Origin of the sequence: Amycolatopsis sp. NPDC057786 (assembly GCF_042797905.1) — a bacterium.
In the GTDB taxonomy this organism is placed as follows: domain Bacteria; phylum Actinomycetota; class Actinomycetes; order Mycobacteriales; family Pseudonocardiaceae; genus Amycolatopsis.
Window position 1 is genome coordinate 1 of sequence record NZ_JBHVKW010000124.1, and the last position, 22646, is coordinate 22646.

22 protein-coding genes and 2 pseudogenes are annotated in these 22646 nt (G+C 68.9%); 14 read left to right on the top strand and 10 right to left on the bottom strand.

What is annotated here, in order from left to right; translation table 11 throughout:
* From ACFVM3_RS37365 to ald, 5 genes and pseudogenes are all read right to left on the bottom strand, one after another.
* Positions 1–235, bottom strand: a pseudogene (locus ACFVM3_RS37365) (ABC transporter permease); the annotation flags it as partial.
* On the bottom strand, positions 232–1506 hold the full coding sequence (locus tag ACFVM3_RS37370; RefSeq protein ID WP_378444589.1) for a tetratricopeptide repeat protein: 1275 nt from the start codon (positions 1504–1506) through the stop codon (positions 232–234). The gene ACFVM3_RS37370 and the pseudogene ACFVM3_RS37365, both read right to left, overlap by 4 nt.
* Before the next feature lie 69 nt (positions 1507–1575).
* Positions 1576–2460 (bottom strand): annotated as a pseudogene (locus ACFVM3_RS37375) (BTAD domain-containing putative transcriptional regulator); the annotation flags it as partial.
* A gap of 18 nt (positions 2461–2478) precedes the next feature.
* Complete coding sequence (locus ACFVM3_RS37380) at positions 2479–2958, bottom strand: BTAD domain-containing putative transcriptional regulator (protein ID WP_378444571.1); 480 nt, start codon at positions 2956–2958, stop codon at positions 2479–2481.
* Positions 2959–3086: 128 nt separating this feature from the next.
* On the bottom strand, positions 3087–4202 hold the full coding sequence (gene ald / locus ACFVM3_RS37385; protein WP_378444572.1) for an alanine dehydrogenase: 1116 nt from the start codon (positions 4200–4202) through the stop codon (positions 3087–3089).
* A gap of 166 nt (positions 4203–4368) precedes the next feature.
* Between ald and ACFVM3_RS37390 the strand changes: the two genes are divergently transcribed.
* From ACFVM3_RS37390 to ACFVM3_RS37400, 3 genes are all read left to right on the top strand, one after another.
* On the top strand, positions 4369–5310 hold the full coding sequence (locus ACFVM3_RS37390) for a zinc-binding dehydrogenase (RefSeq protein ID WP_378444573.1): 942 nt from the start codon (positions 4369–4371) through the stop codon (positions 5308–5310).
* Positions 5310–5729, top strand: a complete 420-nt coding sequence (locus tag ACFVM3_RS37395; RefSeq protein WP_378444574.1) for a pyridoxamine 5'-phosphate oxidase family protein — start codon at positions 5310–5312, stop codon at positions 5727–5729. Before ACFVM3_RS37390 ends, ACFVM3_RS37395 begins: the two co-directional genes overlap by 1 nt.
* A 117-nt stretch (positions 5730–5846) precedes the next feature.
* Positions 5847–6074, top strand: a complete 228-nt coding sequence (locus ACFVM3_RS37400) for a hypothetical protein (protein ID WP_034309241.1) — start codon at positions 5847–5849, stop codon at positions 6072–6074.
* Positions 6075–6196: 122 nt separating this feature from the next.
* Here ACFVM3_RS37400 and ACFVM3_RS37405 read toward each other — a convergent pair whose 3' ends face one another.
* The 3 genes from ACFVM3_RS37405 to ACFVM3_RS37415 are packed head-to-tail and all read right to left on the bottom strand — an operon-like array spanning position 6197 to position 8571.
* The gene (locus ACFVM3_RS37405; RefSeq protein ID WP_378444575.1) at positions 6197–7750 is read right to left on the bottom strand and encodes a helix-turn-helix domain-containing protein; all 1554 of its coding nucleotides are present in this window, start codon (positions 7748–7750) and stop codon (positions 6197–6199) included.
* 36 nt (positions 7751–7786) lie between these two features.
* Positions 7787–8224, bottom strand: coding sequence for a VOC family protein (locus tag ACFVM3_RS37410; protein ID WP_378444576.1), 438 nt, complete (start codon positions 8222–8224; stop codon positions 7787–7789).
* On the bottom strand, positions 8221–8571 hold the full coding sequence (locus ACFVM3_RS37415; RefSeq protein ID WP_378444577.1) for a PadR family transcriptional regulator: 351 nt from the start codon (positions 8569–8571) through the stop codon (positions 8221–8223). Before ACFVM3_RS37415 ends, ACFVM3_RS37410 begins: the two co-directional genes overlap by 4 nt.
* Before the next feature lie 56 nt (positions 8572–8627).
* Here ACFVM3_RS37415 and ACFVM3_RS37420 point away from each other — a divergent pair, with 56 nt between their 5' ends.
* The 3 genes from ACFVM3_RS37420 (at position 8628) to ACFVM3_RS37430 (ending at position 11498) form a co-directional block, all read left to right on the top strand.
* Complete coding sequence (locus ACFVM3_RS37420) at positions 8628–9026, top strand: VOC family protein (protein WP_378444578.1); 399 nt, start codon at positions 8628–8630, stop codon at positions 9024–9026.
* A 79-nt stretch (positions 9027–9105) separates the two neighbouring features.
* On the top strand, positions 9106–10407 hold the full coding sequence (locus ACFVM3_RS37425) for a bifunctional o-acetylhomoserine/o-acetylserine sulfhydrylase (protein WP_378444579.1): 1302 nt from the start codon (positions 9106–9108) through the stop codon (positions 10405–10407).
* On the top strand, positions 10404–11498 hold the full coding sequence (locus ACFVM3_RS37430) for a homoserine O-acetyltransferase (protein ID WP_378444580.1): 1095 nt from the start codon (positions 10404–10406) through the stop codon (positions 11496–11498). The genes ACFVM3_RS37425 and ACFVM3_RS37430 overlap by 4 nt, the downstream gene beginning before the upstream one ends.
* Before the next feature lie 542 nt (positions 11499–12040).
* On the opposite strand, the gene ACFVM3_RS37435 is transcribed toward ACFVM3_RS37430, so the two are convergent.
* Both ACFVM3_RS37435 and ACFVM3_RS37440 read right to left on the bottom strand, forming a co-directional pair.
* The gene (locus ACFVM3_RS37435) at positions 12041–12538 is read right to left on the bottom strand and encodes a hypothetical protein (RefSeq protein ID WP_034309225.1); all 498 of its coding nucleotides are present in this window, start codon (positions 12536–12538) and stop codon (positions 12041–12043) included.
* A 57-nt stretch (positions 12539–12595) separates the two neighbouring features.
* Positions 12596–13186, bottom strand: coding sequence for a TetR/AcrR family transcriptional regulator (locus ACFVM3_RS37440; protein ID WP_378444581.1), 591 nt, complete (start codon positions 13184–13186; stop codon positions 12596–12598).
* Positions 13187–13337: 151 nt separating this feature from the next.
* On the opposite strand from ACFVM3_RS37440, the gene ACFVM3_RS37445 reads away from it, so the two are divergent.
* From ACFVM3_RS37445 to ACFVM3_RS37480, 8 genes are all read left to right on the top strand, one after another.
* Positions 13338–14147, top strand: coding sequence for an SGNH/GDSL hydrolase family protein (locus tag ACFVM3_RS37445; RefSeq protein WP_378444582.1), 810 nt, complete (start codon positions 13338–13340; stop codon positions 14145–14147).
* 177 nt (positions 14148–14324) lie between these two features.
* A complete protein-coding gene (locus tag ACFVM3_RS37450; protein ID WP_378444583.1) occupies positions 14325–15938 on the top strand; it encodes a carboxyl transferase domain-containing protein in 1614 nt (537 codons plus the stop codon).
* A 2-nt stretch (positions 15939–15940) separates the two neighbouring features.
* Complete coding sequence (locus ACFVM3_RS37455) at positions 15941–17926, top strand: acetyl/propionyl/methylcrotonyl-CoA carboxylase subunit alpha (RefSeq protein WP_378444584.1); 1986 nt, start codon at positions 15941–15943, stop codon at positions 17924–17926.
* The gene (locus tag ACFVM3_RS37460) at positions 17923–19077 is read left to right on the top strand and encodes an acyl-CoA dehydrogenase family protein (RefSeq protein ID WP_378444585.1); all 1155 of its coding nucleotides are present in this window, start codon (positions 17923–17925) and stop codon (positions 19075–19077) included. The genes ACFVM3_RS37455 and ACFVM3_RS37460 overlap by 4 nt, the downstream gene beginning before the upstream one ends.
* 112 nt (positions 19078–19189) lie before the next feature.
* A complete protein-coding gene (gene map / locus ACFVM3_RS37465) occupies positions 19190–19957 on the top strand; it encodes a type I methionyl aminopeptidase (RefSeq protein WP_378444586.1) in 768 nt (255 codons plus the stop codon).
* Positions 19958–19966: 9 nt separating this feature from the next.
* A complete protein-coding gene (locus ACFVM3_RS37470; protein WP_125673904.1) occupies positions 19967–20473 on the top strand; it encodes a GNAT family N-acetyltransferase in 507 nt (168 codons plus the stop codon).
* 86 nt (positions 20474–20559) lie between these two features.
* Entirely contained in the window at positions 20560–21423 is an 864-nt protein-coding gene (locus ACFVM3_RS37475; protein WP_378444587.1) for an SDR family oxidoreductase, read from the top strand.
* A 117-nt stretch (positions 21424–21540) separates the two neighbouring features.
* On the top strand, positions 21541–22608 hold the full coding sequence (locus tag ACFVM3_RS37480) for an alpha/beta fold hydrolase (RefSeq protein ID WP_378444588.1): 1068 nt from the start codon (positions 21541–21543) through the stop codon (positions 22606–22608).
* Positions 22609–22646: the final 38 nt, after the last annotated feature.

Consider the following 22646-nt stretch of genomic DNA (forward strand, 5'->3'; position numbering starts at 1 on the left):
CCACCGGGTTCTCCGTGATCGGCGTGTACGACGGCTGGTCGAGCAGCCCCATCTGCTGGACCAGGATGAACATCGCGATATAGCCGACGAAGTAGATCTGCAGCGAGGAGCCGAGCAGCGACAAGGAGCTGGCTACCTTGTCGAGGGCCTGGCCCTGCTTGACGGCGGCGACCATGCCCGTGCCGATACCGATGATCAGGAAGAAGAAGGCGGAGCCCGGCGCGTGAACCCTCACGCGCCGAGGCGGGCCCGGATCTTCTCGACGATCGGATCGCCGGTGGCCGTGCACAGCGAGAGTGCCTCGTGGAGGTGGTCCCGCTCCTCGGATTCGCGTCCGTCCGCGGCCGACAGGTCGGCGAGCTGGACGAGCAGCCGGGCCGAGCCCCATCGATCGTCCAGTTCGCGGGTGATCGCGAGCGCGTGCCGGTACTCCTCGCTCGCCTGCTCCCGCAGCCCCATGTCCCGGTACAGGTCACCGAGCGTGCGGAGGGTGAAGCGCAGCGACGTGTGATCGCCGCTGCTCCGCTGCAGTTCGACGGCGTCCCGCAGATGACGCAGGGAGTCGTCGAACAGGCCCTGCTGACGGCGCAGGTCGCCGAGGTTGTTCAGTGCGATGCCCTCGCCGTGGAGGTCGCCGTCCGCCTGGAACATCTCGAGCGCGGACGTGTAACTCGCCGCCGCCTCGGCGAAGCGGCCCATGCTGTCCTGCGTCACGCCGAGGTTGTTCAAGGTCCACGCCTGCCCGTGCCGGTTGCCGAGCTCGTGGAACACCTGCGCCGTGGCGCGGAAGTACTCGATCGCCTTCTCGAAGCCGCCGACGTCGTCGTGGGCTATCCCGAGGCCGAGCAGCAGGTAGGCCTCGTCGACGCGTCTGCCGGACCGCCGGGCCGCGGTCACCGCGATCTCGTGGGTGATCAGCCAGTCGTCCCAGTGTTTGGTCAGGTAGAACAACCGCATCAGCGCGGCAGCCAGCAGGCAGGCGACGTCCTCGGCGCCTTGTTCCGCCGCGGTCCGCACCACGGTCACCAGATTCGCTCGCTCGGCGGCGAACCAAGCGAGCGCGTCGTCGCGGGTGTGGAACGGTGCCTCGGTCCGCGTCTCCTCCACGCCGTCCATGGCGATCACGCGGGCTTTCGGGTCGACGAGCGCGCGGGCCGCGATCGCCGTACGCAGGTACCACACGAACAGACGCCTCAAGGCCGCCTCCCGTGCGGTGGGCTCGACCTGGTCCGCGAGTTCTCGCGCGTAGGCCCGGAGCAGGTCGTGCGTCCGGTACCGCCCGGTGAAGCCTTCCTCGGCGAGGTGCGATCGGGTGAGCGCGTCGAGGGCCCGCCGGGTGGTGCGCAGGTCTTCGCCGGAGAGCGCGGCGAACGCGGACGCCGTGAGGTCGTGCCCGGGCTGGAGGCCCCACAGGACGAAGAGCCGCGCGGACGTCGGCGGCAAGTGGTGGAACGACCGGGAGAACACCGAGCGGATCGAGGTGTGGGCATCGCCGTCGGCGTCCATCAGGTCGAGGCGCCGATGTTCGTCCGCCAGTTCGATGGCGAGGTCGGCGACGCCGAGATGGTGGCGGGCCCGGAAGATCTCCGCGGCGATCCGCAGGGCCAGTGGCAGCCGGGCGCAGTGCCGCACCACCGCGTCGATCGCGTCCGCGGTGCCGTCCGCCCGGTCACCCGCCAGCCCACGGAACAACTCCCGCGCGTCGGACGGCGGGAGGCGGCGCAGGACGATCCGGTTCGCGCCGTCGCGGGCCACCAGCCCGGCGAGTGAGTCCCGGCTCGTCACGACGACATGGCAGGACGAACTCATCGGCAGCAATGGCCTGACCTGTTCACAGGTCCGCGCGTTGTCCAGTACGACGAGCATCCGTCTGCGGGCGGCCAGTGCCCGGAACCGGGCCGCTCGTGCCGGGAGTTCGCGGGGGATCGCCGGGCCGTCGACCCCCAGTGCCTCGAGGAACCCGGCGAGCACGTTCGCGGGCGGGGGTGGCCGCTCCGGTCCGTAGCCACGGAGGTCGACGTACAGCTGACCGTCGGGAAACCGGGAGCGGACCCGGTTGCCCCAGTGCACCACCGTCGCGGTCTTGCCGACGCCCGCGGTGCCCACCACGACGCACACCGGTGCCGAGTCTGTGAGCTGATCGTCCAATTCGGACAGCTCCGCCGTCCTGCCGACGAAGTTCCGTACCGTGCGGGGCAGTTCCGACGGCGCGGCCGCCGGTGCCGGCGTGCCTGCCGGTTCGACCGGTTGTCCGGCGAGGATCCGCCTTTCGGTTTCCCGAAGTTCCGGGCCCGGCTCGATCCCGAGTTCTTCGATGAACAATCGCCGTGCCGCGCGGTAGACGGCCAAGGCCGCCGTACGCCGCCCCGCCCGGTACAGCGCGATCATCAGCAATTCGTGCAGCCGTTCCCGGAACGGGTGACGGCGCACCAGTTCGGACAGCTCGTCCACCAGGGACGAATGCCTGCCGTCGGCGAGCTAGGCCTGACACAGGGTCTCGATCGCGGCCAACCGTCGCTCGGTGAGCCGCCGTGCCTGGTCGGCCAGTTCCGGCGAGTCGAGGCCGTCATACGGCTCCCCGCGCCACAGGCCGAGCGCCTCACGCGACAATTCGGCGCACCGTCGCGGATCGCTCGCGACGGCTTCGTCCACGAGAGACTCGAACCGCTGGGCGTCGAGTTCCCCCGGCAGCACCCGCAGGTGGTAGCCGCCTTCTCCGCTCGCCAGCCGTTCCGGTTCGCCGAGCAGCCGCCTCAGCTTGTACACGTGCAGGTACAGCTTCGACGCGGAGTCGTCGGCTTCCCCCGGCCACAGCACGCCGGCGAGCGTGCTCGCCGGGACGTCTCGGTTGGCGTTGGCCAGCAGCGTCCCCAGCAGGATCCTCTGGAGACGTCCGGTGACGGTCACGATACGGCCGGTGGAACGAACGCGGATCGGCCCCAGTACCTCGAATTCCATCGAGTACCTCCCCGCGGACAGTGTGCCGCGACCGCGGGGCTCCGGGTGCCGGAAAGCCGGAAAAGGAGCGAGGGACCTTTGCTCACCGGAGTGGCAAAGATCCCTCGCGTGGGGATGTGGCGTGGGGGTCAGGCCAGGACGTCCGCCAGGTCGGTGGCGGCCAGGCCGTGCGCGGCGGCGACGGGGGCGTTCGTGAGGGCGCCCGCGTGCGTGTTGAGGCCCTTCGCCAGCGAAGCGTCGGCCTGCAGCGCCTTCTGCCAGCCGTGCTCCGCCAGCTGCACGGCGTACGGCAGTGTCACGTTGGTCAGGCCGTAGGTCGACGTCCGGGGCACCGCGCCCGGCATGTTCGCGACGCAGTAGAACACCGACTCGTGGACCTTGTAGGTCGGCTCGTCGTGCGTGGTCGGCCGCGAGTCGGCGAAGCAGCCGCCCTGGTCGATCGCGATGTCCACCAGCACGCTGCCAGGGCGCATCCGCGAAACGAGCTCGTTCGAGACCAGCTTCGGCGCCTTCGCGCCGGGCACGAGCACCGCGCCGATGACCATGTCGGCCTCCAGCACGGACTGCTCCACCGACAGCGCGTTCGAGGTCACCGTGCGGATGCGGCCGCCGAAGTCGTTGTCGATCTGGCGGAGCCGGTCGACATTGGTGTCGAGGATCTCGACGTCCGAGCCGAGGCCGAGCGCGACCCGCGCCGCGTTGAGCCCGGCGACACCGCCGCCGATGACGACCACACGCGCCGGGTGCACGCCGGGGATGCCGCCGGGCAGCACGCCGCGGCCACCGCTCGGCTTCATCAGCGAGAACGCGCCGACCTGCGGGGCCAGCCGTCCGGCGACCTCGGACATCGGCGCGAGCAGCGGCAGCGCGCGGTTCGGGGTCTGCACCGTCTCGTAGGCGATCGCGGTGGTGCCCGCGGCCAGCAGCGCGTCGGTCAGCGGCCGGTCCGCGGCGATGTGCAGGTAGGTGAAGAGCACCTGGCCGGCGCGCAGCCGCGGGTACTCCTCGGCGATCGGCTCCTTGACCTTGAGCACGAGCTCGCCCTCGGACCAGGTCTCTTCCGCGGTCGCGAGGATCTTCGCGCCCGCGGCGAGGTACTCCTCGTCGGTGATGGACGAGCCGAGGCCGGCGCCGGTCTCGACGAAGACGTCGTGGCCGCGCCCGGTCAGTTCGTGCACGCCCGCCGGGGTGAGCGCCACCCGGTACTCATGCTTCTTGATCTCACGGGGGACGGCGATACGCACGGGATGCCTCCTGGCGGCGGGTCTGCGAACAAAGGTGCTGCCACTCACGGTGAGCCACCCGGACGGCGGTGTCATCGTGTGCGCGCGACAATGTTGTGCACCGATCATGGGCTTCGCGGCACAATCGCTTGACCTCCAGTGAACTGGAGCTTGCACCTTGGGTCACATGAGAGCCGTGTGGTTGAAAGAGTTCGGCGGGCCCGAAGTGCTCGTCGCGGGCGATGCCCCGGATCCGGTGCCCGCAGCGGGCCAGGTCCTGATCGAGGTGGCGTTCGCCAACATCACGTTCGTCGAGACGCAGTTCCGTGCCGGCGGAGGCGGGCCGTTCCGCGCGGAACTGCCGATGATCCCCGGCAACGGCGTCGGCGGCGTGATCAGCGCGGTCGGTGAAGGGGTCGACCTCGGCCTGGTCGGCAAATGCGTCGTGACCTCGACCGGGGGATCCGGGGCGTACGCGGAACGCGTCGCGGTCGCCGCCGACGATGTCTTCGAGGTGCCGGACGGCTTGGCCCTCGACGCGGCCGTGGCGATCCTCGCCGACGGCCGCACGGCGACCGCGCTGGTGACCGCCGCGCGGATCCGCCCCGGCGAGCGCGTGCTGGTGGAAGCGGCGGCGGGCGGAGTCGGCGGGCTGGTCGTCCAGCTCGCCAAGGCCGCCGGTGGCGTGGTCATCGGGGCGGCGGGTGGCGCGGCGAAGACCGAGCACGTCCGGGAGCGCGGCGCGGACGTCGCGGTCGACTATCGCGAGGCGGACTGGGCGGCGAAGGCGGGCGAGGTCGACGTCGTGTTCGACGGGGTCGGCGGCGACATCGGGGCGACGTCGTTCGGATTGCTCAGGCCCGGTGGCCGGATGCTGATCTACGGACTGTCGAGTGGTTCGTGGACGGAGGTGTCCGAAGAGGACGCCGCCGCGCGCGGGGTCACGGTGATCCGGGGGCTCGGCGGACCGGCCGAGATGCGGGCGTTCACCGAGTCGGCACTCGCCGAAGCCGCCGCCGGACGGCTGGAACCCGTGATCGGCCAACGATTCCCGCTCGAACGGGCGGCCGAGGCGCACGCGGTCATGCAGTCGCGCGGCGCGGTCGGCAAAACGTTGCTCGAGGTCTGATGTTCGACGTCGACGAATTCCTCGCCTGCCCGCTCACGGCCAGGGTCGCCGCGGCCGGGCCGACCGTGCGCCCCACCTGGTACCTCTGGGAGAAACGGGCCTTCTGGATCCTCACCGGACCGTGGGCTCGGCTGGCCAGTCTGGTCCGCGAGTCGCCGTCGATCGCGGTGACCGTCGACGTGTGCGACGTCGGCACCGGCCGCGTGCGGCAAGTGCTCGCGCGCGGTGAAGCGGAGGTGCTGCCCTTCGACGTCCCTCGTGGACGGCGGCTGCTGAGCCGGTATCTCGGCCAGGACGAACACAAATGGGATGCGCGTTTTCGTTCTTACCTGCACGATGATCCCGAGGTGAAAGGGACCGTCTGGGTCCGGATGGTGCCGAAGCGATTCGTCGCCGAAGATCTCGGTTATCGGGTATGACGCACGGCCGCGTTCGCTGGGGGTGGGCGCGGCCGTGCAACCTGCGAAACGGTAAATGCAGCACGATCGAGTCAAGATGTTGATCTTACTGGCCGGTAAGCTGCCATTCTGTTCCGCATGACAAATCAGGACTGGCGACGGGAGCGGCGCGTCCGCACCGTCGACACCGAAGGCAATCCGGCAGATGTCATCGTGGGCCTGGTCGAAACCCCGGGAAACGGCTACGAAGCCGCGCTGCGGGTCGACGGCGGCCCAGGTGTTCTTTTGCCGCTTTACCCCGGTGCCGATCTGCTCGCCGCGGTGCGGCAGACCATTGAGGACGGCTATCGCGCCAGCGCGCACTGAACCGTCGGATGTCAGGAAAGGGTCTTTCAAGACGTTTCTTGTCCCGAAAGACCCTTTCCTGACGTCTGGGTACGGTTTTGTAGAACTACAAAGTGTTCGTTGTCGAACATTTTGTAGTGGAATCAGCTCCAGCGCAGGGAAACGAGTTGCGTGATCAGCGCCAGCCGGACATCGGGATCGTCGAGGTCCAGCGGGACGAGGTCGAGCAGCCGCCGCATCCGGTACCGCAGGGTGTTGGGATGGATCCGGAGTTCCTTCGCGGCCGCGCGCGGGTCTCCGGGATGCCGCAGCCATTGATAGAGCGTGTCGACGTAGCCGCTCTCGTGGGCTTCGTCGTGCGCGCGCAGCAAACCGAGCGGGCCGAGTTCGGCGACTCTCGCGGTACTTGCCGCCGTCGCCCCGCGGTGCAGAGAAAGGGCGGTCCACGCCTCGTCGAAGACCACGACGCGGCCCGGCACGAGCTTCGCGCGAAGCAGCCCCAGTGCCTCGTCGGCCTGCAGCCGTGACGTCGCGAGCTCGCCGATTTCGCAGGCCGACCCGGCTGCCGCCCGCGGCGTCCCGCCCTTCTTCGACGACGGCAGGGCTTCCAGCGCGGCCCGGAGTTCGTTCCAGCCGTCGCCGTCCGGGACGACCGCGTAGAGCACGCCGCCGAGTTCGGTGGCCACCGGCCGCCTGCCGACACCCTGCGAGATCCGTTCGAGGAGGGCGAGCCGCAGGCCCTCGTCGTCGCGGCCGTCGCCGCCGGAGACCTCGATGACCACGACGCGGTGCGGCTCCTCGGACAGGTCGAGTTCGGCGATCGCCTTGCGCGGGCTGGCCTTTCCTTCCAGCACGGCACGCAGCAGTTCGGCGGAGACCCGGCGTTGCGAATCGGTGTGCGCGCGGCGGCGCAGCAGGTGCAGCGCGACGACGGGTGCCGCGTCGGCGAACGCGGCCGCGCGTTCGTCGGAGACCGGGCCCGCGACGACCGCCCACATCGACCCGAGCAGCTCGCCGCCCATCCGGATCGGCACGATCAGCCGGGGAAGGGTGCCGTCGCGCTGCGCGGGCACGAAGATCGTCTGCCGCCCGCGGGACAGCTCACGGAACACCCCTCGTGACCGGAACCGCGCGAGCACGTCGTCGGGGATGCGGCGGCCCATGATCGTGGACACGCGCGCCGAGTCGGTCAGGTCCTGCCGGGCCGAGTAGGCGAGCACGCGCGAGTTGGTGTCCTCGATGGTCACGGGCGCGTCGACCACCGAAGCGACGGCGTCCGCGAGCCGGAACAGGTCGCCGGAACCGGGGCCGCCGCCGTCCTCCAGCGCGTCCGACTCGTCGGCCAGGGCGTCGAGGACCGTCCTGAGCAGCCAGACGAGCTGCGCCCACGACGTCGCCGAGCGCACCTCGATCAACGCGATGTCCGCCGATTTCGCCGCCCGCTTCACCGAGGGTTTCGCCGCGAGCGGCGGTTTCAGCAGGACGGCGGCGGCGCCTTTGGCCGCGCTGAGCCGGACTAGTTCCGCGGCGTCCGGCGTTTCGGTGATCGCGACACCGAGGACGAGGTCTCCCGCGGCGAGGGTGTTGCCGGGTTCGGCGATGACGACGTCGCCGACGGCCGGGGACTCTTCGGGGACCTGAAGGGCGTGCAACAGCGTCGGCCCCACCCGGTCGACGACACTGCGCACGGAAACCATGCGGCGATTGTCCAGCAGGTGGGACCACCGCACACGTCAGACCTCGCGTGGCGTCCTCGCGTCGATGTCTTCGGGCGTGAACCGCTCACGTTTGGTCGTCAGTGCCCAACGGTGGCCGTCGGGGTCGACGATCCGGCCGTAGCGCTCGCCGAAGAACATCTCCTCGACCGGCGCCTCCACCCGCGCGCCCGCGAACACCGCGCGGCGCGCGAGGTCGTCGGGGTCCTCGGTCTCCAGGACGAGCAGCATCGGGGTGCCGCCGAGGGTGGCGGGCGCGAGCGCGTCGAGCTGCGGGATCTCCTGGCTCACCAGCAGTCGCGCATCGCCGACGGCGACTTCCACGAACAGCACGACGCCGTTCGGGAGCACGTTGCGGAACAGTTCCACGGCGCCGAACGCCTTGGCGTAGAAGGAAAGCGACGCGTCAACGTCCTCGACGAACAGATGCGGCGTCAAGCCGAGCGCCCGGCTCACGCCGACTCCGCCCGCTTCAGCAGTCCGGCCTGCCCGGCCACCGCGACGAGCCTGCTCAGGAACTCCGCCTCGCGGGCGGCGACGTCCCGGCCGGCGCGGGTCAGCCGGTAGTAGCGGCGGCGCGAGTCGTGCGGCCGGTCTTCGCTCGCGTCCGGGGCCTCTTCGACCAGGCCGTCGGCGACGAGCCGGGCGAGCGTCCGGTACAGCGTGCCGGGACCGAGCTGGGCGGTGCCGCCGCTCACCTCGTCGACGAAACCCATGATCGCGTAGCCGTGCGCGCGCCCTTTCGCGAGCGCCAGCAGGGTCTGGAACGCCGCGGGGGTGAGCTGTGGGTTGCCGTCGGCCATCCGGGAAGCATACACTCCGGTTTCGTTATATCCATGATGGATACAAAGGAGCCGGCATGGCGATTCAAGGTGTGCACAAGATCGTCGTCGGGGTGCGGGACCAGGAGCGGGCGAAGAGGTTCTGGTCCGAGGTCGTCGGGTTCGAGATCACCACCGACGTGCCGTACGACGACGAAGGGAACCGGTGGGTCGAGGTCACGTCCGCCGATGGCGCGACGTCGCTCGTCCTGAGTACCGCGCCGGAGGACCTCAAGCGGTTCGAAGTGCGTGACGAACTCCCGACAGGCAATTTCTTCTTCTACGCCGACGACATCGAAAAGACGTACGAGGAGCTTTCGGCGAAGGGCGTCGAGTTTCCCGCCCGGCCCGAGAAGCAGCCGTGGGGCTGGTGGGCGATGTTCACCGATTCGGAGGGCAACAGGTTCGCCCTTCAGGAAAAGAATCCCACCTCCTGAGAGCGGTTGGGTGCTCCGTTCGGCGGAGCTAGCTTCGGTGACAACAGCCGAAACCCCTTGAACCGCTAGGAGAATCGCGATGAGCGCGGACGGATGGTCGTTCGAGACCAAGCAGATCCACGCGGGTGCGGCGCCGGACACCGCCACCGGCGCGCGGGCGACCCCGATCTACCAGACCACCTCGTACGTGTTCCGCGACAGTCAGCACGGCGCCGATCTCTTCAGCCTCGCCGAGCCCGGCAACATCTACACGCGGATCAACAACCCCACGCAGGACGTGCTGGAGCAGCGGCTCGCCGCGCTCGAAGGCGGTGTCGCGGCGCTGGCGTTCGCCTCCGGGAGCGCGGCGACGACGGCGGCCATCCTCAACCTCGCGAACGCGGGCGACCATTTCGTCTCCAGTCCTTCGCTGTACGGCGGCACCTACAACCTCTTCCACTACACGCTGCCGAAGCTCGGAATCGAGGTCTCGTTCGTCGAGGACCAGGACGACATCGAGCAGTGGAAGGCCGCCGTCCGGCCCAATACCAAGCTGTTCTTCGCCGAGACGCTGGCCAATCCGGGCAGCAACGTGCTCGACATCCGCGCGGTCGCCGACGCCGCGCACGAGTCCGGTGTCCCGCTGGTCGTGGACAACACCGTGCCGACCCCGTACCTCGTGCGCCCGATCGAGCACGGCGCCGACATCGTCGTCCACTCGGCGACCAAGTACCTCGGCGGGCACGGCACCACCGTCGCCGGAGTGCTGGTCGACGGCGGCACCTTCGACTTCGGCAAGGATCCGGCGCGGTTCCCCGGATTCAACGAAGCCGACCCGAGTTACCACGGCCTCAAGTACTGGGAGGCCCTCGGGCCTGGCGCGTTCGCCGCCAAGGCCCGCGTCCAGATCCTGCGCGACACCGGCGCCGCGATCGCGCCGCTGAACAGTTTCCTGATCCTGCAAGGGATCGAGACGCTTTCGCTGCGTCTGGAGCGGCATGTGTCCAACGCGCAGGCGCTGGCCGAATGGCTGGAGCAGCGCGACGAGGTCGAGAAGGTGTACTACGCCGGGCTGCCGTCGAGCCCGCACTACGAGGCCGCGAAGAAGTACCTGCCGAAGGGCGCCGGCGCGGTGCTGTCGTTCGATCTGCGTGGCGGCGTCGAAGCCGGACGGGCCTTTGTGGACGGTACGGAACTGCACAGCCAGCTGGTCAACATCGGTGACGTACGCAGCCTGATCGTGCACCCGGCCTCGACCACGCACAGCCAGCTCACGCCGGAGGAGCAGGCTTCCAGCGGGGTCACGCCGGGTCTCGTGCGGCTCGCCGTCGGGCTGGAAGGGATCGAGGACCTCAAGGCCGATCTCGAGGCCGGATTCCGGGCGGCCAAGGCCGCTCTGTGACCGGTGCGTGGCGAGAGGGAGAGCCGCCTGGACGTCGCCGTTTCGTCACCGGCGTCCAGGCGCTCGAAACCGGCGGCACGCTGCCCTTCACGCTCGCCTACGAGACCTGGGGAACACTGAATCCCAGTGCCTCCAACGCGATCCTCGTCGAGCACGCGCTGACCGGGGACAGCCACGCCGTCGGCCCGGCGGAGGAAGGCCACGTCAGCCCCGGCTGGTGGGACGGCCTGATCGGGCCGGGCAAGGCGATCGATACGGACGTTTTCTTCGTCGTGGTCCCGAATGTGCTCGGCGGCTGCCAGGGCTCGACCGGTCCGTCTTCGCGCCATCCGGACGGAAAGCCCTGGGGCAGCAGGTTTCCCGCCGTGACCGTCCGGGACCAGGTGGGCGCCGAGACCGTCCTCGCCGACGCGCTGGGCATCGGCCGGTGGGCCGCCGTGGCCGGCGGTTCCATGGGCGGGATGCGCGCGCTGGAATGGGCGGTGAGCGAACCGGAACGGGTCGCGGCGCTGCTCGTGCTCGCGTCGACGGCGCAGGCGTCGGCCGACCAGATCGCCTGGGCCGCGCCGCAACTGCACGCCATCCGCGCCGATCCGGGCTGGCACGGCGGTGACTATCACGACGTCCCCGGCGGCGGCCCGGACGCCGGCCTCGGCATCGCGCGCCGCATCGCGCACGCGACCTATCGCAGCGAAGCCGAACTGTCGCAGCGCTTCGGACGTCGTCACCAAGACGGCGAAGATCCCTTGCGCGGCGGGAGGTTCGCCGTCGAGTCCTATTTGGACCATCATGCCGGGAAGCTTTCCCGCCGGTTCGACGCCGGCAGCTACGTGGTGCTCACCGAATCGATGAACACGCACGACGTCGGCCGCGGGCGGGGCGGGGTCGCGAACGCGCTCGGCCGGATCACCGCGCGCACGGTCGCGGCCGGGGTGGACAGTGACCGGCTCTACCCCCTGTACCAGTCGCAGGCCATCGCGGACGGGATCGACGGAGCGGAGTTCGCCGTCATCGGCTCGCCGTACGGGCACGACTCGTTCCTGATCGAGACCGAGCAGATCGGGCGGCTGGTGAAGCTGCTGCTGGGCTAGGCGACACGGGTGATGTCCTGCAAGTGATTTCGCGGTCCCCCGCGCGGTGACTGTGTGGATTTCGGGTCGTCCAACGCACCAAAATCCACACAGTCAGCGATGGACCTTGCAGCGCGTGAGGGTTGTGTGGAGATAGGGACACTCGACGTCCCCATATCCACACACCCCCTCCCGCGACAGCAAAGGTCCCCCGCTCTCTTTCCGCAGGTCAGCACGCCAGGCGATACTCGCAGGACACGGCATGGTCCACGGCGTCTACTGGCGAGGAAAGGTGCCGTTGCGAAAGCCACTTTCGCATCGCGTTCCCGCCGGCTCGCGCGCCCAGCCGATGTCCCTCAGGGTCCCCGATGTCGCATTGGGGACACTGAGCGTCTCGAATGCGACATCGGCAATCTGCCCAGCTTCCGAAGCCGCTCAAGCTCGGCGATCAGTCGCCCAAGCCGTCGGCAAGCGTGTCGCGAAAGCCACTTTCGGGACATCAGACGTCGCGAAAGTGGCTTTCGCGACACTCGGCGCGCCCGTCCCGGCAAAGCCACGCCCGGCTAGTCCGCGACGGCGTCCGAGATCCAGGGCGCCACCGGCAGATCCCGGTCCAGGCATTCCGCCGACAGCCGGATCGTCCAGCGCAGCGCCTGCAGTACCAGGCTGTCGACCTCGTCCGGCGCGGCGTTGGCGAGCGCGATCTCGACCTGTTCCTGCGCGGCCTCGCTGTTGCCGTGCACCTCGGCCAGCAGCGTGCGCACGGCCGTCCGCACGGGCGGGTCCGCCTGGTCGATCGAGACCTCTTCGCCGTCCTCGTCGAACACCTGGACCTTGACCGGCGCGCTGCCGCCGTCACCGAGGGTCGACACCATGGCGCTGCATTCACCGAAGAGCATCATCACGAGCTCTTTGGTCTCTTCGGAGCGGGCTTGGGGCTCGACGGCGGTCGGCGTGAGCTCGTCGAGCGCCTCGGCGTCCTCCCCGAGGCTGATCGCCACGAGCGCGCGCTGCGCCTTTTCGACGAGCCTCCGCTCGTACTCGCTCCTGTCCGGCTCCACGTGCCTATCAAACACCAGAGGACGGAAAAGTGGGGATAGGCCGAAACCCGGACGTGGTCACTTGGCGGCGTGCAGTGCACCCAGCGCGAGGCGGCAGAGCATTTCGGCCAGTTCGCTGTCACCGAGATGGCGGTTGTACGGGGTCGAGTTGATCAACCCGAAGACCGCGTGCGCCGCCGATCTCGCCTGCCGTTCACCGATCCCGGGGACGGCGTCGCTGATCGCGCGCACCCAGACCTCGACGTACTGGCGCTGTAGGGCCCGGACCTGTTTGCGGTCACTGTCGGTGAGATTGGCGAGGTTGCGTTCCTGGACGGTGATCAACGCGGGATGCGTGAGCGCGAAGTCGACGTGGAAGTCCACCAGTGCTTCGAGAACCTCGCCCGGCTCGTCCCGCTGGCTCGCCCTCGCCGTCCCGCCGTCGAGCAGATAACGGCTGATCGAGTTCAGCATCTCGCCGAGGATGGCGTCCTTGCTGCGGAAATGCCGGTACAGCGCCGGTCCCGAGATGCCGACGGCCGCGCCGATGTCGTCGATGCCGACGCCGTGGAAACCGTGGTGGGCGAAGAGCTCGGCGGCGGCGGCCATGATCTGTTCGCGCCTGTTCGCCTTCTCGCCGTTCACGAGTGGGGTGGGGTTCGCCGGCATCTGGCCATATTAAGGCCGCGTGTTAGCGAGTGCTAACACGCGGCCGTACTTCCAGCCTGAGCCAAGCGGGTTACCTGGGGAAATGACCCTTTTGCGTGGGGCTACCACCTGGTAATGCTGTCTCTCGTTAACTTGTCACGAAGGAGTGACCATGGCCGTCCCTGCTCGGATCAAAGCTCTTTCCTTCACTCGTCTAGGTGCGGCCCTGGGGGTCGCTGTCCTCGCCACCTTCGGTCTCGCGGGCACCGCCCAAGCGGCGACCAACTACGTGGCGCTCGGTGACTCGTACTCGTCCGGCGTCGGTGCCGGCAGCTACGGGAACTCGGGCGACTGCATGCGCAGTGCCAACGCCTATCCCCAGCTGTGGGCCAACGCCCACGCCGGGACCACCTTCAAATTCGTCGCGTGCTCGGGAGCGCGCACCGGCGACGTCCTGAACCAGATCGCGAACGTCACCTCCAGCACCACGCTGGTGACGGTCTCGGTCGGCGGCAACGACGCCGGGTTCGCCGACGTCATGACCACCTGCACCACCGGCAGCGACCAGACCTGCATCAACCGGGTCAACACCGCGAAGAACTACGTGAACAACACGCTTCCCGGGCTGCTGAACAACGTCTACAGCAAGATCAAGTCGAAGGCGCCCGGCGCGAAGCTGGTCGTCCTGGGGTACCCGCGCTTCTACACCGTGCCGGGTTCGTGCTCGGTCGGGCTGAGCGACACGAAGCGCACGGCGATCAACTCGGGTTCCGACACGCTGGCGTCGGTGCTCTCGGCCCGTGCCGCCGCGCACGGCGCGAAGTTCGTGGACGTTCGAGGTGCCTTCACCGGGCACAACATCTGCTCGTCGGCAGGCGACTACCTGCACAGCCTCACCTGGCCGATCGTGAACTCGTACCACCCGACGGTCGCCGGTCAGCGGGGCGGCTACTACAACCCGCTGGTCGCCGCGATCGGCTGATCCGCTCACCGCTAGGGCTGAAAGGGCCCTTCACCGCATGCCACGCGGTGAAGGGCCCTTTCGTCGCGTTAGACGCGGGTATGGCGTCCTTCAGCACCCGCCCGGTGGACAGAGCGGGTTAGTGGGCGTTAACCTGAGCGAGCGAGTTAACGACGGCTAACTTGGCGACGAGGAGCCATGGACACACCCGTACTGAGCACTTCGGCCGATCCGGGCAGCGACGAGTACGCCCGCAGCGCCACCTCCCATGCCGAGCTGGTCGAGGACCTGCGCAAGCGGCTCGCCGCCGCCCGGCTCGGGGGCCCGGAGAAATCCCGCACCCGCCACGTCGAGCGGGGCAAACTCCTGCCACGCGACCGGGTCGACACCCTCCTCGACCCGGGTTCGCCGTTCCTGGAGCTGTCCCCGCTGGCCGCCACCGGACTGTACGACGACGAGGCCCCCTCGGCCGGGATCATCACCGGGATCGGGCGGGTCTCGGGCCGCGAATGCGTGATCGTCGCCAACGACGCGACGGTCAAGGGCGGCACCTACTACCCGATGACGGTCAAGAAGCACCTGCGCGCGCAAGAGGTCGCGCTGCACAACAACCTGCCGTGCGTCTACCTGGTGGACTCCGGCGGCGCGTTCCTGCCGAGGCAGGACGAGGTCTTCCCGGATCGTGAGCACTTCGGCCGGATCTTCTACAACCAGGCCACCATGTCCGCGCGCGGTATCCCGCAGATCGCCGCGGTGCTCGGCTCGTGCACGGCGGGCGGCGCGTACGTCCCGGCGATGAGCGACGAAGCGGTCATCGTGCGGAACCAGGGCACCATCTTCCTCGGCGGCCCGCCGCTGGTGAAGGCCGCGACCGGCGAGGTCGTCACGGCGGAGGAGCTCGGCGGCGGCGACGTCCACTCGCGTCAGTCCGGCGTCACCGACCACCTGGCCGAGGACGACGCCGACGCGTTGCGCATCGTTCGCTCGATCGTGTCGACTTTGGGGCCGCGGACGCCGCGTCCCTGGGACGTCCTCCCGACGGAGGCACCGGTCGCCGACCCGAACGAGTTGTACGGCGTCGTCCCGACCGACCCGCGCGTGCCCTACGACGTCCGCGAGGTCATCGCCCGGATCGTCGACGGCAGCCGGTTCGGCGAGTTCAAGAAGGAGTACGGCTCGACGCTGGTCACCGGGTTCGCCCGGATCCACGGCCATCCCGTCGGCATCATCGCGAACAACGGCGTGCTCTTCGCCGAGTCCGCGATGAAGGGCGCGCACTTCATCGAACTGTGCGACAAACGGTCGATCCCGCTGCTGTTCCTCCAGAACATCACCGGTTTCATGGTCGGCAAGGCCTACGAGGCGGGCGGCATCGCCAAACACGGCGCGAAGATGGTCACCGCGGTGGCCTGCGCGCGGGTGCCGAAGCTGACCGTCGTCATCGGCGGCTCGTTCGGCGCGGGCAACTACTCGATGTGCGGCCGCGCGTACTCGCCGCGGTTCCTGTGGATGTGGCCGAACGCGCGCATCTCGGTGATGGGCGGGGAGCAGGCGGCGTCGGTGCTTTCGACGGTCCGCCGCGACGCCATCGAGGCTCGCGGCGGCGAATGGTCCACAGAGGACGAAGAGGCCTTCAAGGAGCCGATCCGCGACCAGTACGAGGCGCAGGGCAGCCCGTACTACTCGACGGCGCGGTTGTGGGACGACGGAGTGATCGATCCGGCGGACACCCGCACGGTGCTCGGCCTCGCGCTGTCCGCGACGGCCAACGCGCCACTTTCCGATGTCAACTACGGCGTCTTCAGGATGTGAGCATGTTCGACACGGTTCTGGTCGCCAACCGCGGGGAGATCGCGGTCCGCGTGATCCGCTCGCTGCAGGGGCTCGGCATCCGTTCGGTCGCGGTGTACAGCGACGCGGACGCCGACGCCCGGCACGTCCGGGAGGCGCACACCGCCGTCCGTATCGGCCCGGCCGAAGCGGCGAAGAGCTATCTGTCCATCCCGGCGATCGTCCAGGCGGCGGTCGACACGGGCGCGCAGGCGGTCCACCCCGGTTACGGCTTCCTCGCGGAGAACGCGGAATTCGCGCGTGCCTGCGCCGAGGCAGGCCTGGTCTTCATCGGCCCGCCGGTCGAGGCCATCGACGCCATGGGCGACAAGATCCGCGCCAAGGCGACGGTGTCCAAGGCCGGTGTCCCTGTGGTGCCAGGGGCGTCCGATGTGGACATTCCCGACGGCGGTTTCGCGGCCGCCGCGGAAAAGGTCGGGTTCCCGCTGCTGATCAAGCCGTCCGCCGGTGGTGGCGGCAAGGGGATGCGGCTCGTCACCGAACTGTCCGAATTGGACGCGGCCGTCGAGTCCGCGCGCCGCGAGGCCAAGGGTTCCTTCGGCGACGACACGCTGCTCATGGAGCGGTTCGTCACCACGCCGCGCCATATCGAGATCCAGGTGCTCGCCGACACGCACGGCAACGTGATCCACCTCGGCGAGCGCGAGTGCAGTCTTCAGCGGCGGCACCAGAAGATCATCGAAGAGGCGCCGTCCGTGCTCCTCGACGAAGCGACGCGCGCGAAGATGGGCGCGTCCGCGGTCGAGGCCGCGCGCTCGGTGGGTTACGTCGGCGCGGGCACGGTCGAGTTCATCGTGTCGGCCACCGCGCCCGACGAATTCTTCTTCATGGAGATGAACACCCGCCTCCAGGTCGAGCATCCGGTGACCGAGCTGGTGACCGGGCTGGATCTCGTCGAGTGGCAGGTCAAAATCGCCGCGGGTGACGTGCTCACCGTGTCGCAGGACGACGTCCGGCTGGACGGCCACGCCGTCGAAGCCCGTGTCTATGCCGAAGATCCCGCTCGCGGTTTCATTCCGACGGGTGGAACCGTCCTCGCGGTCCACGAGCCGTCCGGCGAGGGCGTGCGCGTCGACTCGTGGATGAGCGAGGGCGCGGTCATCGGCTCGAACTACGACCCGATGCTGGCCAAGGTCATCGCCTGGGGCCCGGATCGCGCGGCCGCGCTGCACCGGCTCGATCTGGCGCTCGCGGACACCGCGCTGCTCGGCGTCGGCACGAACGTCGCCTTCCTGCGCGGGCTCCTCGCCGACGGCGATGTCCGCGACGGCAAGCTCGACACCGGCCTCGTCGACCGGCGACTGTCCACTTTGGTCTCCGAGGAGGTGCCGCCGGAGTTCTTCGTGGCGGCGGCGCTAGACCGGCTGCTTTCCCTGCAACCGCGGGGAGCCGTCATCGATCCGTGGGACGTGCCGGACGGCTGGCGGCTCGGCGGGTCCGGCGGGATCGACTTCGCGTTGAAGTCGGGAAGTGCCGAAGTCGTCGTGCGGGTGCAGGGCACTCCGGCGAACGCGCTCGTCAGCGTCGACGGCGCCGAGCCGGTCCGGGTTTCCGCGCGACGCGAGGGTGATCTGCTGGAAGTCAGGCACCCCACCGGTTTCCACCGCTATCGCCACGCGGCCGGGAGTGGGCGGACGGTGTGGCTCGCGCGTGACGGCCACAGCTTCGCGATCGGCGAGCGCGAGAGGCTGCGCTCGGCGTCCGGTGCCGCGGGCGGCGCCGGACCGGTCACCAGTCCGATGCCGGGAACCGTGCTGGTGGTCAAGGCCGCCGCCGGTGACGTGGTGAGCGCCGGGACGCCGCTCGTGGTCGTCGAGGCGATGAAGATGGAGCACACGATCACCGCGCCGATCGACGGCGTGGTCAGCGAACTCCCCGTCCGGGCGGGCCAACAGGTCGCGCTGGACGAGACGGTAGCCGTTGTGACACCCCAAAAGGATGAGCAATGATCGACTTTCGGCTGGATGACGAGTACGAGGCGCTGCGCAAGACGGTCGAGGAATTCGCGCGCTCCGAGGTCGCCCCGGTCATCGGCGACCTCTACGAGCGGGAGGAGTTCCCGTACGAGATCGTCGCGAAGATGGCCGAGATGGGCCTGTTCGGCCTGCCCTTCCCCGAGGAATACGGCGGCATGGGCGGCGACTACTTCGCGCTCTGCCTGACGCTGGAGGAATTGGCGCGCGTCGATTCCTCGGTCGCGATCACGGTCGAGGCCGGTGTTTCCCTTGGCGCCATGCCGATCTACCGGTTCGGTACCGAGGAACAGAAGCAGAAGTGGCTCCCCGAGCTGTGCGCCGGCACCGCGCTCGGCGCGTTCGGGCTCACCGAACCCGGCGGCGGCTCGGACGCCGGCGCCACCCGCACACGCGCGAAACTCGACGGCGACACCTGGGTGATCAACGGCAGCAAGTCGTTCATCACCAACTCCGGCACCGACATCACGAAACTGGTCACGGTCACCGCCGTCACCGACGTGAAGGAGAACGGGCGCAAGGAGATCTCGGCGATCATCGTCCCGTCCGGCACGCCGGGCTTCGCCGTCGCGCCGAAGTACTCCAAGGTCGGCTGGAACTGCTCGGACACGCACGAGCTCTCGTTCGACGATGTCCGTGTCCCTGCCGAGAACCTGGTCGGCGAACGCGGTCGCGGTTACGCCCAGTTCCTGTCCATTTTGGACGAAGGACGGGTCGCGATCGCCGCGCTGAGCGTCGGGCTCGCGCAGGGCTGCGTCGACGAATGCCTGCGGTACGTCAAGGAACGTGAGGCGTTCGGGCACAAGATCGGCGAGTACCAGGCGATCCAGTTCAAGATCGCCGACATGGAGGTGCGCACGCACACCGCGCGGCTGGCGTACTACGCGGCGGCGTCGAAGATGCTGCGCGGCGAGCCGTTCAAGAAGGAGGCGTCGATCGCGAAGCTCGTCGCGTCGAACGCCGCCATGGACAACTCGCGTGAGGCGACGCAGATCTTCGGCGGGTACGGCTTCATGAACGAGTTCCCGGTGAGCCGTTTCTATCGTGACGCGAAGATCCTCGAGATCGGCGAGGGGACCTCGGAGGTGCAGCGGATGCTGATCGCGCGACACCTCGGCGTCGCCTGACCCGTAACTCGCGTGATCGAAGGCGTAACTCACGTGATTGAAGCCGTATCGGCTCTGATCACGCGAGTTACGCCTTGACGAACGCGATAACTATACCGGTATAGTTATCGGCATGGTCGAGCTGAAATCCGCCACCGAACTGGACGTCATGCGTGAGTCCGGTCGTGTCGTGGCGCGGACGTTGCGAACGGTGAAAGAGGCGTCGGCGCTCGGCGTGAGCCTGAAAGAGCTGGACGAGATCGCCGCGCAGGTGATCAGGGAAGGCGGCGCGAAACCGTCGTTCCTCCACTACCGGCCGCATTCCGCCCCGACGCCGTTTCCCGCCGTGATCTGCGCGAGCGTCAACGATGCCGTGGTCCACGGCATCCCGTCGGACTACCGGCTGCGAGACGGCGACCTGGTCAGCATCGACGCCGGCGCCTCCATCGACGGCTGGCACGGTGACGCGGCGATCAGTTACGTCGTCGGCGAGGCCGACCCCGCCGACCTCGAACTCATCGCGACCACCGAACGCGCGCTGGCCGCAGGGATCGCCGCCGCCCAGGCGGGAAGCACGATGGGCGACATCTCCCATGCTGTCGGCACGGTCGGACGCGAAGCGGGCTACGGCCTTCTCTTGCACCACGGCGGTCACGGGATCGGCCGCAGCATGCACGAGGACCCGCATCTGCCGAACGAGGGCAGGCCGGGGCGCGGCATGCGGCTCAAGCCGGGGCTCGTGCTGGCCATCGAGCCGATGTTCATCGCCGACGGCCGCGACGGCTACCGCATCGACGACGACGGCTGGACGCTGCGCACCGTCCGCGGCGCCAGGGCCGCGCACGTCGAGCACACCGTCGCGATCACCACAGAAGGTCCGCGCGTCCTCACGATGTTGTAGAACGGAAGGATGAGCGATTTCATCATCCGTCAGGGTGGTTCTGGGGACTTCCAAACGTTGCTGGACATGTTCGACGAGGTCGTCGCGTGGCTGGCCTCGCGCGGCAGCGAGGGGCAATGGGGGAGCGAGCCGTGGTCCACGATCCCGAAACGCGTCGAGCGGGTCCGCGGGATGGCCGACGGGCCGGGGCTGTACATCGCCGAGATCGACGGCCAGGCGGCCGGGGCGATCATCCTCGGTGACCGCTTCCCGCATGTCTCGCCGGTCGACGAGCCGGAGATCTACATCGGCCTGCTGCTGACCTCGCGCCGGTTCACCGGCCACCGCGTCGGCTCGCGGCTCATCGAGTTCGCGCTGGCCGAGGCGCGGGAACGCGGTATCGGCCTGGTGCGGGTCGATTGCTGGGCCGGTGGCGACGGCGACCTGCAGCGCTACTACGAGAGCCAGGGCTTCAAGCCGACGGAACGCTTCGACGTCAAGGGCTGGATCGGGCAGGTGTTCGAGCAGCGCCCGTAGGACTGGCGTCCTCCCGGCTTCCGGTGCACCATAGTTGACACAACGCCAACAGTGCCCCGGACAGTGCAGTCGCAGAGGAGACCGGCATGGCCAAGCGTGAACGTTCCCTGGCAGGCAAGGTCGTCGTGATCACCGGAGCGGCGCAGGGCATCGGGGCCAGCACCGCGACGGCGCTGTCCCGGCTCGGCGCCAAAGTGGTCATCGGCGATCTGGACCAGGTCCTCGCCGAGAAGACCGCCGCCGAACTGGGCGCGGAGGCGCTGCCGCTCGACGTCACCGACACCCAGGGCTTCACCGAGTTCCTCGACGAGGTCGAGCGGCGCGTCGGCCCGATCGACGTGCTGATCAACAACGCGGGCATCATGCCGCTCGCGCCGCTCGACGAAGAGGACGACGCGGCGACCCGCAGGCTGCTGGAGATCAACCTGCACGCGGTCATCCACGGCACCAGGGAAGCCGTGAAGCGGATGCGCCCGCGCGGCACCGGCCACATCGTCAACATCGCCTCGATGGCGGGAAAGGCCGGTTTCCCCGGCGCCGCCACCTACTGCGCCACGAAACACGCAGTCGTCGGCCTGTCGGAATCGGTGCATCTGGAATTGCACGGCACGGGTGTGCTGGTGTCCTGCGTGATGCCCGCGGTGGTGCGCACGGAACTGGCCAGCGGGCTCGGCGAGGCGAAGTTCTTCAAATCGGTGCAGCCGGAAGATGTGGCGCAGGCCATTGTCGATGCGTTACGCCGTCCCAAGTTCGACGTCTTCGTGCCCGCGTCGCTGGACGCCATGGGCAGGATCACACGACTGCTTCCGCGCCGCCTCGGCGAGGGACTGCTCCGCGCGCTCGGAGGCGACAAGATTCTGTCCTCCGCAACGCATTCCAGTGCTCGCGCGGAGTACGAATCGCGTGCCGCGAGGAGTGCTCCGGCGGCGGAAAAGGGTACCGATTCTTAACTCGGACGGCCTAGCCACTGTCCGAAATGGACGACCTGTGGCGGACGGGGTGTTGAGTCGTGCGCTCCCAGGCGGCAAGATTACGTCTTACCGCGTTGATTCCCCAGGAGGCACACCATGGCCACACCCCCGGCACGGCTCGCCGCCGCCGCGTCGAACGTCGTCGGGAAGGTGCTGCACGGTGGTGTCGCCGATCTTCGCCCGGTGCCGCGCGTCCTGATCGACCAGGGCCCGAATCGTTCGCTGTACCGGCTGACGAACGGCAAGAGCCCCGAGACGGGCCCGCCGGTGCTGCTGGTGCCGCCACTGGCCGCGCCCGCGCTGTGCTTCGACCTGCGCCGCGGGTGCAGCCTCGCCGAGCACCTGGTCGAGGGCGGCCGCAACACGTACCTGGTCGACTACGGGAACGTCGCCTTCTCCGACCGGCGCCTCGGCATCGAGCACTGGATCGAGGAGGTGCTCCCGCGCGCGATCCGCAAGGTCAGCGAGGATTCCGGCGGCCAGGGCGTGCACGTCGTCGCGTGGTGCCTCGGCGGGATCTTCTCGCTGCTGACCACCGCCGACCAGCCCGATCTGCCGATCGAGTCGATCGCGACCATCGCGTCGCCGTTCGATTTCACCGCGATCCCGCTGATCGCCCCGTTCCGCCCGCTGGTGGACCTCACCGGCGGCCACCTGCTGACCCCGTTCTACCGGGCGCTCGGCGGTGCACCGTCCTATTTGGTCAGCCGCGTGTTCCGGGCGACCGGGATCAGCAAGGAGATCACCAAACCCCTTGCCATCCTGAAGAATCTCGACGACCGGGACTACCTGGCGCAGATCGAGGCCGTCGACCACTTCATGGACAACATGATCGCCTACCCTGGGCGGACGTTCGGCCAGATCTATCACCGGTTCTTCCGCGCCAACGACCTCGCCGAGGGCACGGTCGACCTCAACGGCCGCATCATCGCGTTGTCCGGGGTGAAGGTGCCGACGCTGGTCATCGCCGGGCAGAACGACACGATCGCCCCGCGCGCGGCCGTCGAACGGCTCACCGAACTGCTGGACAACTCGCCGTCGGTGACCTTCGAGACCGCGCCCGGCGGCCACCTCGGCGTCCTCACCGGCCGGAAGGCGCGCGGGACCACGTGGCGCTACCTCGACCGCTTCCTGGACGAACAGATCGCTCCCGAAAGCGCGTGAAGGCCTCCTTCCCTCGGCTGAGCCGAGGGAAGGAGGCC